Origin of the sequence: Roseibium hamelinense, assembly GCF_007830545.1 — a bacterium.
Taxonomy (GTDB): Bacteria; Pseudomonadota; Alphaproteobacteria; order Rhizobiales; family Stappiaceae; genus Roseibium; species Roseibium hamelinense.
Window position 1 is genome coordinate 358,193 of record NZ_VLLF01000002.1, and the last position, 14,588, is coordinate 372,780.

Genomic DNA, 14,588 nt, shown 5'->3' on the forward strand with positions numbered 1-14,588 from the left:
CCCGCCCTCCAGAGGGGTAGGTTCACAATTGTTCTGTCGCAAACTTTTATTTGGCCCAGAGTCGTGTCTGCCTCTGGACGCAGTTATCCTGCGAGCGCCATGAACAGTTGGTAAGCTGGAACGCCCGCTTGGTTCAGTTGCCCCTTGCGGATCATGTGCGTCGTCTCGATCCCGTCCAGGGTTGCGCTTGCTGAATGAAAAACCTCGAAGGCCATCATCGGTTTGGTCAGTTTCTTGACGAACCGGTGACCCTGTTCGACGATGTTGTTCAGATATTTGACTTGCACAATGTCGATGAAGGACCACCAACAGCCGGTGAGAAGCAGATAGATGTTGATGTTGGTCAGGCCCGCTAGTTAGCGCCGCTCTTGTCCATCACGAGTCTTTCCGGCAGAGAATTGGTCCCGATGGCCTGCTCGAGAAAGGCCGTTGCCGCTGCTTCGTTCCGCGCCTTGAGGTAGGTTTCATCCATCCGCCAGGATGAATAAACCGGCCGCTTTCTGGCTTTGGCATTTGCGGCGAACGCCGGGCTGTAGCGAACGACCCAGCGGTTCAGCGTGGCGTGGTCAACGTCAACGCCGCGCTCCCGCATGATTTCCTCCAGATCCCGATAGGAAACCGAGTAGCGGACATAAAAGAAAACCGCGAAAAGAATGACATACTTTGGGGAATGGTTTCCTTTAAACTGATCAATGCTGTGCGCCTGGAGAAATCTGATTGGAAACCTGGGTTCTAGAGGCCGGCGCCATCAAAGGGAGCCAGGGGGAGAAATTTGCGACACAAGCTACCGGCAACATGTTTTAAGTCTTGTTGTAGGTCCCGGATGGGTTGGGCGAGGGGCCGGCGTCAAAACGCGGATTGGAGGAGCGCAAGACCGGCCTCCTGGCCGACACGTCTTTCCGGCTTTCCCGCCAGACCACGAACACGCCCGACGCGATGATGATCGTAGATCCAATGCCGACATAAAGATCCGGCTCTTCGGAAAAGAACAGAGCACCATACAGCGTTGCCCAAATGATCTGGCTGTATTGGGTGGGGGCTATCACAGCGGCAGGTGCGGAGCGGTAGCCGCCGATGATGCACAGCTGCGCAAACACCGACAAAAGACCAACCAATGCCATCAATCCGAGGTCCGGCAAGGCAACTGGTCTATAAACGGCAGGCAAGGAAAGCCCCATGAATACCATGGACAGTAGCATCGGATATAGGATCAGCACTGCCGAGCGCTCCTGGCTGCCAATCTTGCGCACCAAAAGGGCGGCAAGACCGGAAGAAGCTGCTGCAAGAAGCGCCGAAGCATGGCCAAGGGTCAGTTCCGTCACCCCCGGCCTTAGCACGATCACGACGCCGACAAGGCCAATCAGCACCGCAGCCCAGCGTTGCCAGCGCACCACCTCTCCGAGCAACGGCACTGAAAAGATCGTGATCAGAAGCGGGGTGGAAAACAGCAGTGAATAGACCTCGGCAAGCGGGAGCGTTGTGAAGGCGTAAAAGGCGCTGGACATGGCGACGATGTTCAAGATCGAGCGGAACAGTACCAGCCATGGGTGCCTTGGCCGAAAATTGGAGTGTGACTTGTCGGCAAGCATGATCAGTGCCATCGGAATGAAGGCAAACAGCATCGCGAAAAAGATGATCTGAAATACCGAATAGCTTGTACCAAGCGCCTTGATCAGGGCGTCGTGGCCTGCAAACAGGGCAAAGCCGAGAAAAGCCGTGCCCAGTCCGAGGGCCGGGGAATTCGGTGAGTGAAACATGTTTTGAAACCGGATCCAGCGAGGTCGTCGGGGCGCAAGGTTCAGAATCCCGGCGGGAACGTCAAGGTCAAATCTAGTCTGTTCTTTACGAGCCAGCGGTAATCGGGCTCGGTGCGCACAAAAAAGGCGGCCTGGAGGCCGCCTCTTTCACACATCGTGAAAAGAGCTTAGTCGAGACGGCCGCTGGCATGGGCCAGCATGGTGTAGACCTTGCCCGTATCCGAAGTCAGATATGTTTGGCCAAGCATGTTGTCGCGGTCATTGCGGGCAACCTGTGACAGGAGCTGCTCGAAATCTGCGACATAGCGTTCGACCGCTGAGCGGAACTCAGGGTCGCGCGCGTATTTCTGACGGATGTCGTCAAAAGTCTGCTGTCCCTGAAGCGTATACAGACGGCGAGTGAACACATGCCGTTCGCCACGCTTGTAGCGGTCCCACAGGTCGATGAAGGTCTCATGATCGATCGCCCGGGCAATATCCACGGACAGCGAGTTGAGGCTGTCGACCGTTTGCATCGGTGTGCGGTCTTCACCTGGACCTTCTTCGTCACGGGAGGCGCGGCGGAGCAAATCCGAAACCCATCCCTTTGCGCTTGCCGGCGCGCTTTCCTGCTGACTTGGGGCAGGGCGGCGGGCCGGTTCACTGGCACGCGCAGGGCGCGGTTCAGGTGCCGGCTGGCTGGCAACCGGTGCTGGCTGAGGGGCGGGGGCTGCGTAGGCCGGAGCTGGCGCGGCAGCGGCAGGGGCGGCTACCGGTTCTGCAATGGCCCTTTCCTGCGGACGCGAAATATCGAGCGCGTTCGACTGCTTGGCAACGATATCGGACAGCTCGCTGAGTGCCCGGACCTGCTCATTCACCACCTTGCGCAGTGCGGCGGTGCTTTCTTCCGCCTCGTCCGGCAGATTGAGCACGCCCTGCTTAAGCTCGTGACGGGTGGCCTCCAGCTCCCGGTGCACGTCGCGGGCAACGTCACGCATGCGTGCAGCCGCTTCGCTGAAGCGCTCGGAGGCATCGGAGACCGTGCGGGTCATTTCGGACATGATCTCGTCCTGTGCGGAGCGGATCGCGTCACGTGCCTTCTGGCCTTCCATGCCTGCTGTCAGGCGCATGGATTCGAACTGCTCGGCAACTTGCTTGGTGGCGGCTTCTGCCGCCGCGCTCAGCATGCCGGCCGCTTCACGCGCCTTGTCGTCTGCCGTTTCCAGCGTCTGGGACAAGGTGTTGGTGAAGGAGCGCATGAGCGTGTCGACGGACTCGGTCTTGGCAAGCAGCGTGTCTGCCACTTCCTCGATGGCCGTACGGCGCTCAGCAACCCGGCCTTCGACCGAATGGTTGGTGTTTTCCAGGTGACGGGCAGCCGAAGACAGCTCTTCCGCATGGCTGGCAAACTTCGAAGTCAGGTTCTGGATGTCCGCGAGGGTTGTGGTCGTGACATCACGCAGCACTTCGACTTGTTCGGAGATCAGGCCGGTTGTCGCGTTGGTGTCGGTCACTGCCCGTTCGACAGCGGAGCGGAATTCGCCAGCACGCCGGCCGAGATTGATTTCCACATCGCTGAGGTTTGTGTTCGCGGCGGTTACGATCTCCTGAAGATTGTTGTTCGAGGTGTCGAGCTTGTCCAGGATCTCCGTAACGTCGGCTTCCAAACGCCGTTTTGTATCCAGAAGGAGTGCCGTTGAGCGTTCGCTGCGCTCCTCCAGACCGGTGAACATTTGTTCGCTCGCCCGGTTGATCATGCCAGCTGCACGCTGGGTCCGCTCTTCCAGCCCGGAAACCATCTGGTCACTGGCCTGGTTCATGAGGTTCGCCGCATGCTCGCTGCGCTCATTGAGAGTTGTGACCAACCGTTCTCCGGCATCCACCAGGTTGCGGGTGGCCTCAAGGCCATTTTGCGCAAATGTGTCGCTGACTTCGCGGCCCTTGACCGTGATCGCGTCCAGAATCGCTGTGTGAACAGTCGATACGCGGCCGGTGAGGTCATTGGCCCGCGCTTCGATTGCTTCGATCAGCGCGTTGCCGTCTGTGCCGATAAGTCTGGCGAATTCGCCGCTCTTCTCGCCAAAGGCTTCGTTGAGAGCGGATGCCTTGCCAAGCATCTCGGCTGCGACTGCATTGCCACGGCTGGCCAGCAGATCGGCAGTCTGTTGAACGGCAGCGTGCACACGCTCGCGAACGATATCTGCTTCCCCAGACATTTGACCGCGGATTTCCTCCAGGGTCTTGGCGAGGGTTGCGCGAGCCTGTTCGCTTTCCGCAGTCAAGTTGCCGGAAATCTCGGCGATCGTTCGCGCTAGGTCTGTCCGGACCTTCTCGCTTTCGCCGGTCAGGCTGCCGGAGAAGTCGGCCAGCGTTCCAACGTAAAGTGCACGGGCCTTTTCGCTTTCGGCCGCCATGGAGCGGGCAGCATCGCCAACCGCCGACAGAACCAGTTCACGGATCTTGCTGCTTTCGGCAGACATGGATCCCGAGGCCTGTGTCATCGCGGTTGTGACCATGTCGGCCGCCTTCTGGCTTTCGCCAACAAGGACGCCGCGCGCTTCGCCAACCGAGCTTAGAACGATCTGGCGCATCCGCTCGCCTTCGCCGGAAAGCTTGGCTGTCGCTTCGTCCATGGCGCCACCAACAATCTCGACGGTCCGTGTTCGCTCTTCAGCAAGCGAATTGACCGCTTGGCTGACAGCTTCCTGAACCATGTCCCGCATCCGGGTGCTTTCACCAGAAAGAGTGGTGCCGGCCTCGGTGATGACGCCTGTAAGAATGTCGCGTGCTTTTTCGCTTTCGCCGGTCAAGGTGCCGGAAATGCTTTCAAGACGCTCGTTCAGAACGCTCTCAAGCTGAGTGGCGCGGCTGTCGAGGGTTTCGGCGACCTCGAACACTTTTGCCCCGAGTGAAACGTTGATTTCCGCGATCCGCTCGGACAAAGACTCGGTCAGTTCCGCGCTCTGCTTCGACAGCACCGACCCGGCTTCCGCAAGGCGGTTGTCGAGCGCCGTTGTCATTTCGCCCTGACCGTCAACGAAGGCCTGGGCGATTTCCTTGGTGCGTGAAATCAGTGTTTCGCTGATCTGACGGGCGCGCGCATCAAGCGTTTCATCAATCCGCTCGGTGCCGCTTGTCATGGTCAGAGCAAGGTGTTCGGCCTTTTCAGCCATGGAGCTGGTTGCCAGATCCACGCGTTCGCTCAACGATACGCCGATTTGTTCGGCACGGTCGGCAAGTGTGTTGCCGGCGGCCTCCACACGTTCACTGAGGGTGAATGTTATGGCATCAGACCGGTCTGCCAGCACGTCGGAGATGTTCCGGGTCTTTTCTTCAAGCGCTTCGCTGATGCCGGCTGTGCGTTGCTCGATGGCATCGGCGAGGATCGCGGTGCGGCTTTCCAGAGCGGCTTCGAACCCGGCGGTGCGTTGATCGAGTGTGAGGTCGAGGGTGTTGATATGGCTGCCGAGGGACGCGTCCATCGTGCCGATGCGCTCTGACAGACTTGTGTCCATCGTGCCGATGCGCTCTGACAGACTTGTGTCCATCGTGCCGATGCGCTCTGACAGACTTGTGTCCATCGCACCAAAGCGCTCAGACAACACGGTATCCATGGTGGTGATGCGTTCGGACAGACTTGTGTCCATCGCACCAAAGCGCTCAGACAACACGGTATCCATGGTGGTGATGCGTTCGGACAGACTTGTATCGATTGTACCGAACCGTTCCGTCAGCATCGTGTCGATGGTGCCAATACGGTGCTCAAGCGATGTGTCCATTGAGCCAAAGCGCTCGGACAGTGATGTGTCCAGCGTATCGATCCGGTTGCCGAGAGCGGCATCCATGGTCTCAATCCGGCTGGAGAATGTCGTATCAAGTGTTGCCAGGCGGCTGTCGAGCGACTCCGACAACAGCAGGGTCTTGGTGTCGAAGGCATCGATCAGCTGGCCGCCGCGATCCGTGACGATGCTCTCCAGCTCCGTCAGGCGGGTTGACAGGCCATCTTGCAGCAACTGGCCGCGAACTTCGATGGTTTCGGTCAACTTTGAGCCGACCTCGTCGATATCGCCAGCCACGCGAGACCCGCGGCTGCCAATCAGTTCGGCCAGCTGCGTGCCGGTTTCGGCGAGCTTCTGGGTCAATTCGTTGGTCTGGAAGCCGAGTGTTGCCGAAATATCGGAGGTAACGCCCTCCAAAGACTCGCGGAACGATATGGTTTGTTGTTCCATGACGGCCGCCATTTCGTTGCCGCGTGCGGCCAGGCGTTCGTCCAGCTCGTTACCGTTGACGGAGATCGCTTGGTAGATGCGCTCGGAAATGGTGTCGAGCTTTTCGGCCAATTCGCCTCCGCGCACGGTGATCGTGTCGGTTAATGATCCGGCGGTCTCGTCCAGCTTGGCTGCGATTTCGCCGCCGCGCAGCGACAGGTCGACCACAATGGACTCGCCCGTTCCGCGCAGAATTTCAGCGACCTCGGTGCTCCGGTCGGACAGTGTCTCGACAATTTCGGCGCCTTTTACCGAAATCGTGTTGGTGACTTCCTGGCCGCGCTGGGAGATGCTTTCGACAACCCGGTCGCCGGTTTCTGCCAGCGAAGCGTCAAGCGATGTCACACGTGTGTCGACAGTGGTGACCAGCTCTTCGGTCCGTGATGTGATCGTGTCGATCAAACGCCCGGAGGTAAGCGACAGGTTGGCGTTGATCTCTTCACCGCGCAGGGTGATCGTGTCGCCGACGCTCGCGCCGGTGGTCTCGAGCGCCGTGCGGAACTCATCAGCCTTGTAATTCAGCGTCTGGACCACCTGGTCGCTCGAAGCCGCCAGGGTTTCGTTGATCTCAGTGCCGCGGCTATTGAGCGTTTCGATGAACGAGTTCGCGGTTTCCGCGAAGCGCCCGTTCACTTCCTCGCCGCGTACAGACAAGGTCTCCCACATCTGATTGCCGGTTTGTGACAGGTTGTCGACCAGATCATTCCCTGTTGTTGTCAGGCGCGACACGTAGTCGTCTGCGCGAACGGTCAGCGATTCAACCAGGTCATTCCCCGAGGCGGTGAGGGTCGAGCCCAGTACGGCAATGCGGTCGTCGACTGTGGCGGTCAGGTCTTCGACCCGCCCGTTAACCGCCTGCAGCATGCGCTCGGTTGCCTGGTCAACAGAGCTGCCAAACTCTTCGGATGTGGAGGACAGTTGGTTGGCAAAGCTCTGGTGGGCTCCCGAGATGGTCTCGCGGACGCGGTCGGCATTCATGACGATCGACTCGCGCTGGCTGACCAGTTCGTCAATCAACGCGCGGATCTTCAGCTCATTGTCATTATAAGAGCGCTCAAGCGACGAGACCTCGTTGTGAACCAGGACTTCCAGCTCGCTTGCCCGGGCGATGGCGCGTTCAATGCCGTCGCCCATGGCCGAAACTTCACGGCGGATGGCCTGGCCGACACTGAGGATGGATTCCTTGGCCATGTCCTCTGGCTCTGCGAGGCGCAAAGCGACCTCCGTCATGCCGCGGGCGACGATGCGCATTTCCTGCGCACGCCATATCATCATCGCCATGACCCAGAAGAAAATGATCGGAACCACAATCGCAACCAGAGCGAGTATTGCTTCCGGAGAACTTGCAACCGTTGAGGTGTCGGTCAGGTTGGCAAAACGGTCTCCCAGCGAGGACATCGCAAGGCTGACACCAAGTCCGCCCCATAAAAGACTCAGCGCGAAAGCACCCCAGAACGGAGCTGAGGAGGGCCGTCTTTGAAGTGAATAGATGAGCGAGCCAATATTCCGGCGGTCGTCATTGGCGGCCGGTGGCCTGTTTCCGCGCGCACGCCGCCGTGACGGACGTCCATCCTCTTTATTATCATTGTTGTCGGAACTGGCTGAACCGGACTTGTCCGCAGACCGGTCTTTCGCCGGTTCTGAAGCGGATGCCGATGCATCGCCTGTGTCCGGGCCTCCGAAGTCAAGCTTCAGTGCCTCTTCAACCGCAGACAGTGCTGCTTCCGCCGGATCTTTCACCTTCGGGGGATTTGCCATGATTGGATCGCCTCACATCCGTACTCATTACTTATAGGCATCCCGGAACTCCGGGACCGTCACCGAATGGGCTAGCCGTTGGAAGGGATCGCTGCCCTGATCCGTTTTTCTTCCTCAGGCGTCCGGTCGGGGGCCGCCGCTGACCCGCTGGCGGTGTTCACCGCACAGCACTCCCTACCTTGCCGCATCACCTTTTGTAATGGCACACTCTCTCCTAATGAACAAGAAACAGCAATGGTGCGAGATACCTAGAAGGCATTGTTTTCAGACTGATTCAGGCTGCTGACGGGAGGTGAGTTGGATGCCGGAAAAGACAGATTCTGCTCAAAAAAAGGCATCTTTGCCGTCAAAAATTCAGGCTCAATGGTTGTTGAGAGGCGTTGATCAGCCCGGCGGAAAGTTACCATTGTTCGACGCAAACGGTCGCGCCGTACCGGCGCGTACGATCAGGGCGTGCGTCGATGCGGGGTGGGCAGAGCCTTGGTTTTCCAACCCAATCAAGCCTGACTGGCTGGTCTGCAAACTCACGGATGCAGGACGCGCAGCTGTGACAGCAAATAAAAAACGCGAAAAAAGTTAACGCCCGGGGGCAATGCGATCCATGAAGGAAATCGTGCAAATGACCATGACAGAACAGCTTTTTTCAGATGACCGATTTTATGCGGTAAATGTGTGTTAACCATTAATTCATTTTATTGGGGACAGCTCGAATTTTGCTGCGCAGGATCTAAGCCATTAACTCGGTGTTTTCCGCGACCGCGCACACTCACCGCATAAACATAAGCGTGCACGACCATTGAACTGGCCAGGAAGGCCTTTCGTTGGAGCAAACCCATGGCCCAGACTTCATCAGCGGTGTTTACACGTTCCGCAGGTTACGATGCCCCGATCGACCTTGTGCGGCTTGCCGCCAATACAATGGGCAACCGGGATCTTGAAGTGCAGGTCCTGCGGCTGTTTGCGACACAGTCACATTCCGCTCTTGAGCAATTGGATGCTTGTGACGATCTTCAAAGCGCCAAGGTCATCGTTCACACGCTGAAAGGATCCGCCCGGGCGGTGGGGGCCGACAAGATCGCAGCAGTGTGCGAAGCGCTTGAAAAAGAGCTGGAGACCGGCAATCCGAAGCGCGTGCAGCAATTGGCTCGCAGCGTCGGAGAAGCAAACAGCTACATTGACGACCTTTTAAGCCCGGCCTCGTGACCTCGGACAAAATCGTTTTCAACAGCGTCGCCCATCCGACTCTTTAAATCTGCCTGGTGCAACAGTTCTTGACGTTTTGCCTTGAACGTTTATGTCGGGGGTGAACCCGAAATATCCTCATCCTATTGGTCAGACGCGGATCATGCCGAAAATCACATATGTAAACCCCGACGGTGCCCGCACCGAAGTGGACGCCGCCGATGGGTCTACCGTCATGGAAAATGCCATCAAGAACATGGTGCAGGGAATTGAAGCGGAGTGCGGCGGCGCTTGTGCTTGTGCCACCTGTCATGTCTATGTCGATGAAGCCTGGACCGAAAAGGTCGGTAAACCGGAACCGATGGAAGAGGATATGCTGGATTTTGCCTACGATCTGAAGCCGACATCGCGGCTTTCCTGCCAGATAAAGGTCAATTCAGAGCTGGACGGCCTGGTCGTGCATGTGCCGGAGCGCCAAGCCTGACCAGGTCAGTTTACCGGACACACCAGACAAAAGAGGCCCGCTCTGACGAGCGGGCCTTTTGTTATTCAGCGGGCTGAGCAACCGGTTTCCGGAACCAGAAATCCACTTCGTTGCCCTCATCCGGGTTGGACGGGATGAGGCTGGCCAGCACAAGGCTGACAAAAGCCATGCCCGCGCCGGCCAGAAACACAGCCGCCGGGGAATAAAGCCAGATCACACCGAAAATCACCGGAATGAACACCGCGGCAATGTGGTTGATTGTAAAAGCCACCCCGGCGGTCGGGGCAATATCCGCCGGATCCGCGATCTTCTGGAAGTACGTCTTGATCGCGATCGCAATGGCAAAAAAGGCGTGATCAATCACATAGAGGGCGGCCGCTAGGTTCGGGTCGGTTACGAAAGCATATGTACAGAACACGCCGATCAAGCCGACATATTCCAGTATCAGGGCCTTTCGCTCGCCAAACCGGACAATGAGCTTGCCGATTTTTGGCGCCAGCAACATGTTGAACGCGCCGTTTAGCAGGAAAAGTGCTGCGACTTCGTGGACATCGTAGCCAAACCGCTCGACCATCAGGAAACCCGCAAAAACAGTGAAGATCTGGCGGCGGGCGCCAGCCATGAAGGTGAGCGCGTAATAGAGCCAATAGCGCTTGCGCAGGAACAGTTTTTTACGCTGAGGCACGCCTTCCTTAAAGTGCGGAAACGACATCATGAGAAATGCGAGCACCACCAACGTAAGCCCGCCGGCCACGGTAAATACAGTCGTGAAGGACAGATCCAGTGTTTTCCAGCCGATGAAAATAAGCCCGTAGGCGATGAGCTGTGCGAAGGCGCCAACGGCGATGATCTTGCCCATGCTGGCGGCCGCTGTGGCTTTGGGCAGCCACTGCAGCGAAAGGGACTGGGCCATTGTCTCATAGTAATGAAACCCGACCGACATGATCAGTGTCGTAATGTAAAAGCCCCATGCTGTCGGGAAATACCCGGTAATGGCGACGCCGACGCCCAGAAATGCCAGGGAGAGATAGGCCAGCGTCTGTTCCCGCATCAACAGCAAGAGGTAGATGGCAGCAAAGCTTAAAAACCCGGGAATTTCACGGATCGATTGCTGGATGCCGATTTCGCGGCCGGTGAAGTCCAGCTCTTGAACCGCGAAATTGTTCATCAGGTTCCACCATGCAGCAAAAGACAGCTGCATGGCACCGGCCATGATCATTAACAAAACGGCTGGAGATCTCCAGCCAGTCGCCTCGCCCGGGGCGACGTTTTTTGTGAAATAAGTCATTGATTTCAAACAGTCCAATTCGCGAGTTGCGCGTCCAGATCCTTCATAGGCCGATAATGCGCTTGCGTGTTAGCGCTGTTTTGTCATCATATTGTTCCCACTCGCCAATCATGGAGCCGCTTTTGGGTATACATCCGGATCTGACCCTGCATCCCGGTGAACCGTTACGGCAGCCGATTGTTGGATTTGCAAAGACGCAGTCCAAGAATACCGCGAACAATCGGCATTCCCATCAATGCGCTCAATTGTTTCATGTTGTTGCCGGTTCTGCGGCGGTGGAGACGGAATTCGGCACCTATTTCGTTCCACCCGAACGGGCTCTTTGGATCCCGCCTGGCATAGAACACCAGGGCCGGTATCTGCAGGAAACCGAGATCCGGTTCTTGTACTTCGAGCCGGGAAGCGTCGCAGCGCTTCCTGATCGGCCTCAGGTGCTGCAGGTGACGCATTTGCTCCGGGAGCTGATCCTGGAGTTCATGTCCTATGCCCGGGTTGAGACAGTTGCCGGCCCCGCGGCGCGGATCGGCGGCGTTATCCTTGATCAGCTGCGCATGCTGCCGGCAGCGCCGCTGCAGCTGCCCATGCCAAAGGACAAAAAATTGCGTGATGTGTGCGAACGCATCGTGCGTTGCCCGGCGCATGTCCCCGCGCTTAAGGACGCGGCTTTGCAGTGTGCAATCTCAACGCGTTCTTTTGAACGCCGGATGAAGGACGAAACCGGGCTCAATTATCGCACCTGGTGCCGGCAGGTGAAGCTGTTTCGGGCGCTCGAGCTGCTGGCATGCGGGCGGAGCGTTTCGGATGTGTCCTACAAACTAGGATACGAAGAGCCGAGCGCTTTCGTGTCGACATTCCGCAAAGCCTTTGGGGTGACGCCGGGACGGTATTTTGCTTCTCCCTCTCCAGATTGATCTGCCTCATGGCAAAATTGACGTCGCAGGACCAGCATCGCGAACATCGCATCCCGGAGTTATGACATGTTCAAAAATATCCTTGTCCCAATTGACCCTGCTGAACCGGCCTTTGCAGATGACGCGCTTGCCAAGGCCAAGCAACTGTCCAAAGACTATGGCGCTAAGCTTCATTTGCTTGCCGTTTGCCCCGAGGTTCAGAGTTTTGTCTCCAGCCAGCTGCCGGAAGGATTTCAGGACCGCGAGATGAAGGAGACCGAAACCATGCTCCACGCTCTTGAGGAGCGCATGGAACTGGGAAGCGGTGCAACTGATGTTGAGGTTCGTTCCGGCACAGTCGATACGGAGGTCATTGAGGCTGCGAAAAACCGGGCCATCGACCTGATTATCATGACGTCGCACAAGCCAGGCCTATCGACCTATTTTGTTGGGTCGCACGCCGCTCACATTGTCCGGCATGCGCCCTGTTCGGTCATGGTTCTGCGCGGCGATTGAACCCGGAAATCAGCGCCGCGTCATCATGGCTGCAACCGCTACATACCGGAAAGGGTAGAGCTCTGGAGAGCCGGTCAGGAGCTCTTCAGCCTTTGCGAAAATGCGCGTGGTTAGGTCGTTTGCACCCGGCAAGTCCGCGAGGGCCGTCTTTAAAGGGCTTTCGGTAAAGGCGCGGAAAAACCGGACATAGGCTTTTGAATAGGCCGCTATGTCTCCATTGGCACGGAGATCCTCTTCGAACGATACCGGGATTTCATAGGTATCCGCACGATCTAGAGAGAACGCTTGGGAAGCCGCCGTGGCCTCCCTTTGCAGCGGCGCCACGAGTTCGTCCAGTGTTCGGAAATAGACCGGCTGATAGTAGCGGGCATATACCTCTTCCGGTATCTCGCCGGCCTCCACGAAGAAGCGGACCGCGTCGTTCAGCAAATCATAGATGCCGTCACAGGTACGCGCATTTTGCCCGCCACCGAACACTTCCAGAACGAGTTTTCCGCCCGGTTTCAATTCCGTGGCGCGCGCTTCCAGAAAAGCGGAAACATCCGCCTCAGCCTGTTGTGCGAATGCGGCCCGGTCTTCATCGTGGACCGCTCCGTGCCCCCGGATCGCGCTAGGACCGTTTGGTAATATGTAGCCTGGCAGCACATCGACGGGGCGCCGCGACAGAAAACCGATCGCGTTGAAACTGAAGGCCATGTCCAAGCTGCCGGCAGGGCAGAGCTGGTCATACATCGATCCCGGCACCACCGACGAAAACACCTTCGGGTCGCCATAAATGGAACTGCCGTCTCTCCGCAGGGTCTGGGTCAGTGCGGAAAAGTCGTTGGTTGGCAAGTCGCTGTGTATGGTCTGAACATCTGCTGCTGTGTGCCGGCGTACGGCTTTAAGCGTGTGGCGCATAACCTCAATGGAATTGCGGCCTTCCGAACAGCCAAAGTCTGCAAGGCGGACGGGACCGCTTGACGCGGCCAGATCCATGGTCGCAACACCTTGGTCAATCCAGGGAAGAATGGCCGCAATGGCAGCCATTTGCGGCGCGGAATTTTGATTGTAAAAACCACCTCCGACCATGCCAGTCGTGGTGGCATGCGCGGCTGGCGAGGCAGGAGCGGCTTCTGTTATGCGCGGGTCTTCCAAGTCCTGCTCCTTTTTGGAGTTTTAGGTGCGGGCAAGTTCTTTCATGGCGTCCGTCAGGCCTTCGACGGTCAGCGGGAACATTCGGTGTTCCATCAGCTCCCGCATCATCTGGATCGAGTGCGTGTAGCCCCAATGCGCTTCGCGCACGGGGTTGAGCCAGACTGCACTTGTGTAAAGGTCGGTGACCCGCTTCATCCAGGTTGCGCCAGCTTCTTCGTTCCAGTGCTCAACCGAGCCGCCTGGATAGGCGATTTCATAGGGGCTCATCGAGGCATCGCCGACAAAGATGACCTTGTAGTCGGCAGGATATTTGTGGAGCACATCAAATGTGCCAATTCGCTCGGTATGGCGGCGGCGATTTTCCTTCCACACATACTCGTAAAGGCAGTTGTGGAAGTAGAAATGTTCCATGACCTTGAATTCCGTGCGCGCTGCCGAGAACAGCTCTTCGCACACACGAATGTGGTCATCCATCGAGCCGCCGATATCGAAAAACAGGAGCACTTTGACCGCGTTGTGCCTCTCGGGGCGCATCTTTATGTCAAGCAAGCCCTTGTGGGCGGTGGCGCGGATCGTGTTGTCGAGATCCAATTCATCTGCGGCGCCGGTGCGTGCAAATTGGCGCAGTCGCTTGAGGGCGACTTGAATGTTACGCGCGCCAATCAGTTGGGTATCGTCGAGATCCTTGAACTCGCGCTTGTCCCACACTTTGACCGCGCGCCGGTGGCGGCTTTCCTTTTGGCCGATGCGCACACCCTCCGGATTGTATCCGTAAGCGCCGAAGGGGGACGTACCGGCCGTGCCGATCCATTTGTTGCCGCCCTGGTGGCGTCTTTCCTGTTCCTTGAGCCGTTCCCGAAGCGTTTCCATCAACTTTTCGAAGCCGCCAAGCGCTTCGATCTGAGCTTTTTCCTCTTCGCTCAGATGCTTTTCGGCAAGTTTTCGCAGCCACTCTTCAGGAATGTCGCCGCTCGGAGCTTCGCTTAGCAGATCCAGTCCCTTGAAAACATGCCCGAACACGCGGTCAAACTTGTCGAGATTGCTCTCGTCCTTCACCAGGGCGGTGCGTGCCAGATAGTAGAAATCCTCGACGCGTTTCTCGGCAAGATCCCGATCCAGCGCGTCCATAAGCGTCAGATACTCCCGTAAGGAAACCGGGATGCCTGCAGATTTCAGTTCTGTGAAGAAGGTTATGAACATGCTGTCGAAACTACCCCCGGGCAACGAGGCTGTCGAGTGTGCCCTAGAGGCAGTGGCCAGTCTTTTCCGGCTTTTGATTTGGAATTTTCACATATGGCGCTATCGTTGGGGAAGATCGGATGAGGATCT

The 14,588-nt window shown here is 57.6% G+C and carries 9 protein-coding genes and 1 pseudogene; 4 read left to right on the plus strand and 6 right to left on the minus strand.

From position 1 onward, the window contains the following. Positions 1-83: 83 nt before the first annotated feature. From JM93_RS06470 to JM93_RS06480, 3 genes and pseudogenes are all read right to left on the minus strand, one after another. Positions 84-694: pseudogene (locus JM93_RS06470) on the minus strand (IS6 family transposase). 106 nt (positions 695-800) lie between these two features. After that, entirely contained in the window at positions 801-1,757 is a 957-nt protein-coding gene (locus JM93_RS06475; RefSeq protein ID WP_145341452.1) for a DMT family transporter, read from the minus strand. A 167-nt stretch (positions 1,758-1,924) separates the two neighbouring features. After that, positions 1,925-7,762 carry an apolipoprotein A-IV repeat region-like domain-containing protein gene (locus JM93_RS06480; protein WP_145341454.1) on the minus strand — a complete coding sequence of 1,946 codons (5,838 nt, stop codon included), beginning with the start codon at positions 7,760-7,762 and terminating at the stop codon, positions 1,925-1,927. An 834-nt stretch (positions 7,763-8,596) separates the two neighbouring features. Between JM93_RS06480 and JM93_RS06490 the strand changes: the two genes are divergently transcribed. Together JM93_RS06490 and JM93_RS06495 are read left to right on the plus strand one after the other, a co-directional pair. Beyond that, a complete protein-coding gene (locus JM93_RS06490) occupies positions 8,597-8,965 on the plus strand; it encodes an Hpt domain-containing protein (protein ID WP_145341458.1) in 369 nt (122 codons plus the stop codon). Positions 8,966-9,107: 142 nt separating this feature from the next. Next, positions 9,108-9,428, plus strand: a complete 321-nt coding sequence (locus tag JM93_RS06495) for a 2Fe-2S iron-sulfur cluster-binding protein (RefSeq protein WP_145341460.1) — start codon at positions 9,108-9,110, stop codon at positions 9,426-9,428. Between the two features lie 61 nt (positions 9,429-9,489). Here JM93_RS06495 and JM93_RS06500 read toward each other — a convergent pair whose 3' ends face one another. Then, positions 9,490-10,716 (minus strand): MFS transporter, encoded by a 1,227-nt coding sequence (locus tag JM93_RS06500; protein ID WP_145341462.1) that lies wholly within the window; start codon positions 10,714-10,716, stop codon positions 9,490-9,492. A 122-nt stretch (positions 10,717-10,838) separates the two neighbouring features. Here JM93_RS06500 and JM93_RS06505 point away from each other — a divergent pair, with 122 nt between their 5' ends. Together JM93_RS06505 and JM93_RS06510 are read left to right on the plus strand one after the other, a co-directional pair. Next, positions 10,839-11,627: an AraC family transcriptional regulator gene (locus tag JM93_RS06505; RefSeq protein WP_145341464.1), complete on the plus strand. Its 789-nt coding sequence runs from the start codon at positions 10,839-10,841 to the stop codon at positions 11,625-11,627. Positions 11,628-11,693: 66 nt separating this feature from the next. After that, positions 11,694-12,122 (plus strand): universal stress protein, encoded by a 429-nt coding sequence (locus tag JM93_RS06510; protein ID WP_145341466.1) that lies wholly within the window; start codon positions 11,694-11,696, stop codon positions 12,120-12,122. 9 nt (positions 12,123-12,131) lie between these two features. On the opposite strand, the gene JM93_RS06515 is transcribed toward JM93_RS06510, so the two are convergent. Beyond that, complete coding sequence (locus JM93_RS06515; RefSeq protein WP_145341468.1) at positions 12,132-13,259, minus strand: class I SAM-dependent methyltransferase; 1,128 nt, start codon at positions 13,257-13,259, stop codon at positions 12,132-12,134. A 21-nt stretch (positions 13,260-13,280) separates the two neighbouring features. After that, positions 13,281-14,459 carry a vWA domain-containing protein gene (locus JM93_RS06520; protein WP_145341470.1) on the minus strand — a complete coding sequence of 393 codons (1,179 nt, stop codon included), beginning with the start codon at positions 14,457-14,459 and terminating at the stop codon, positions 13,281-13,283. Between the last annotated feature and the right edge of the window lie 129 nt (positions 14,460-14,588).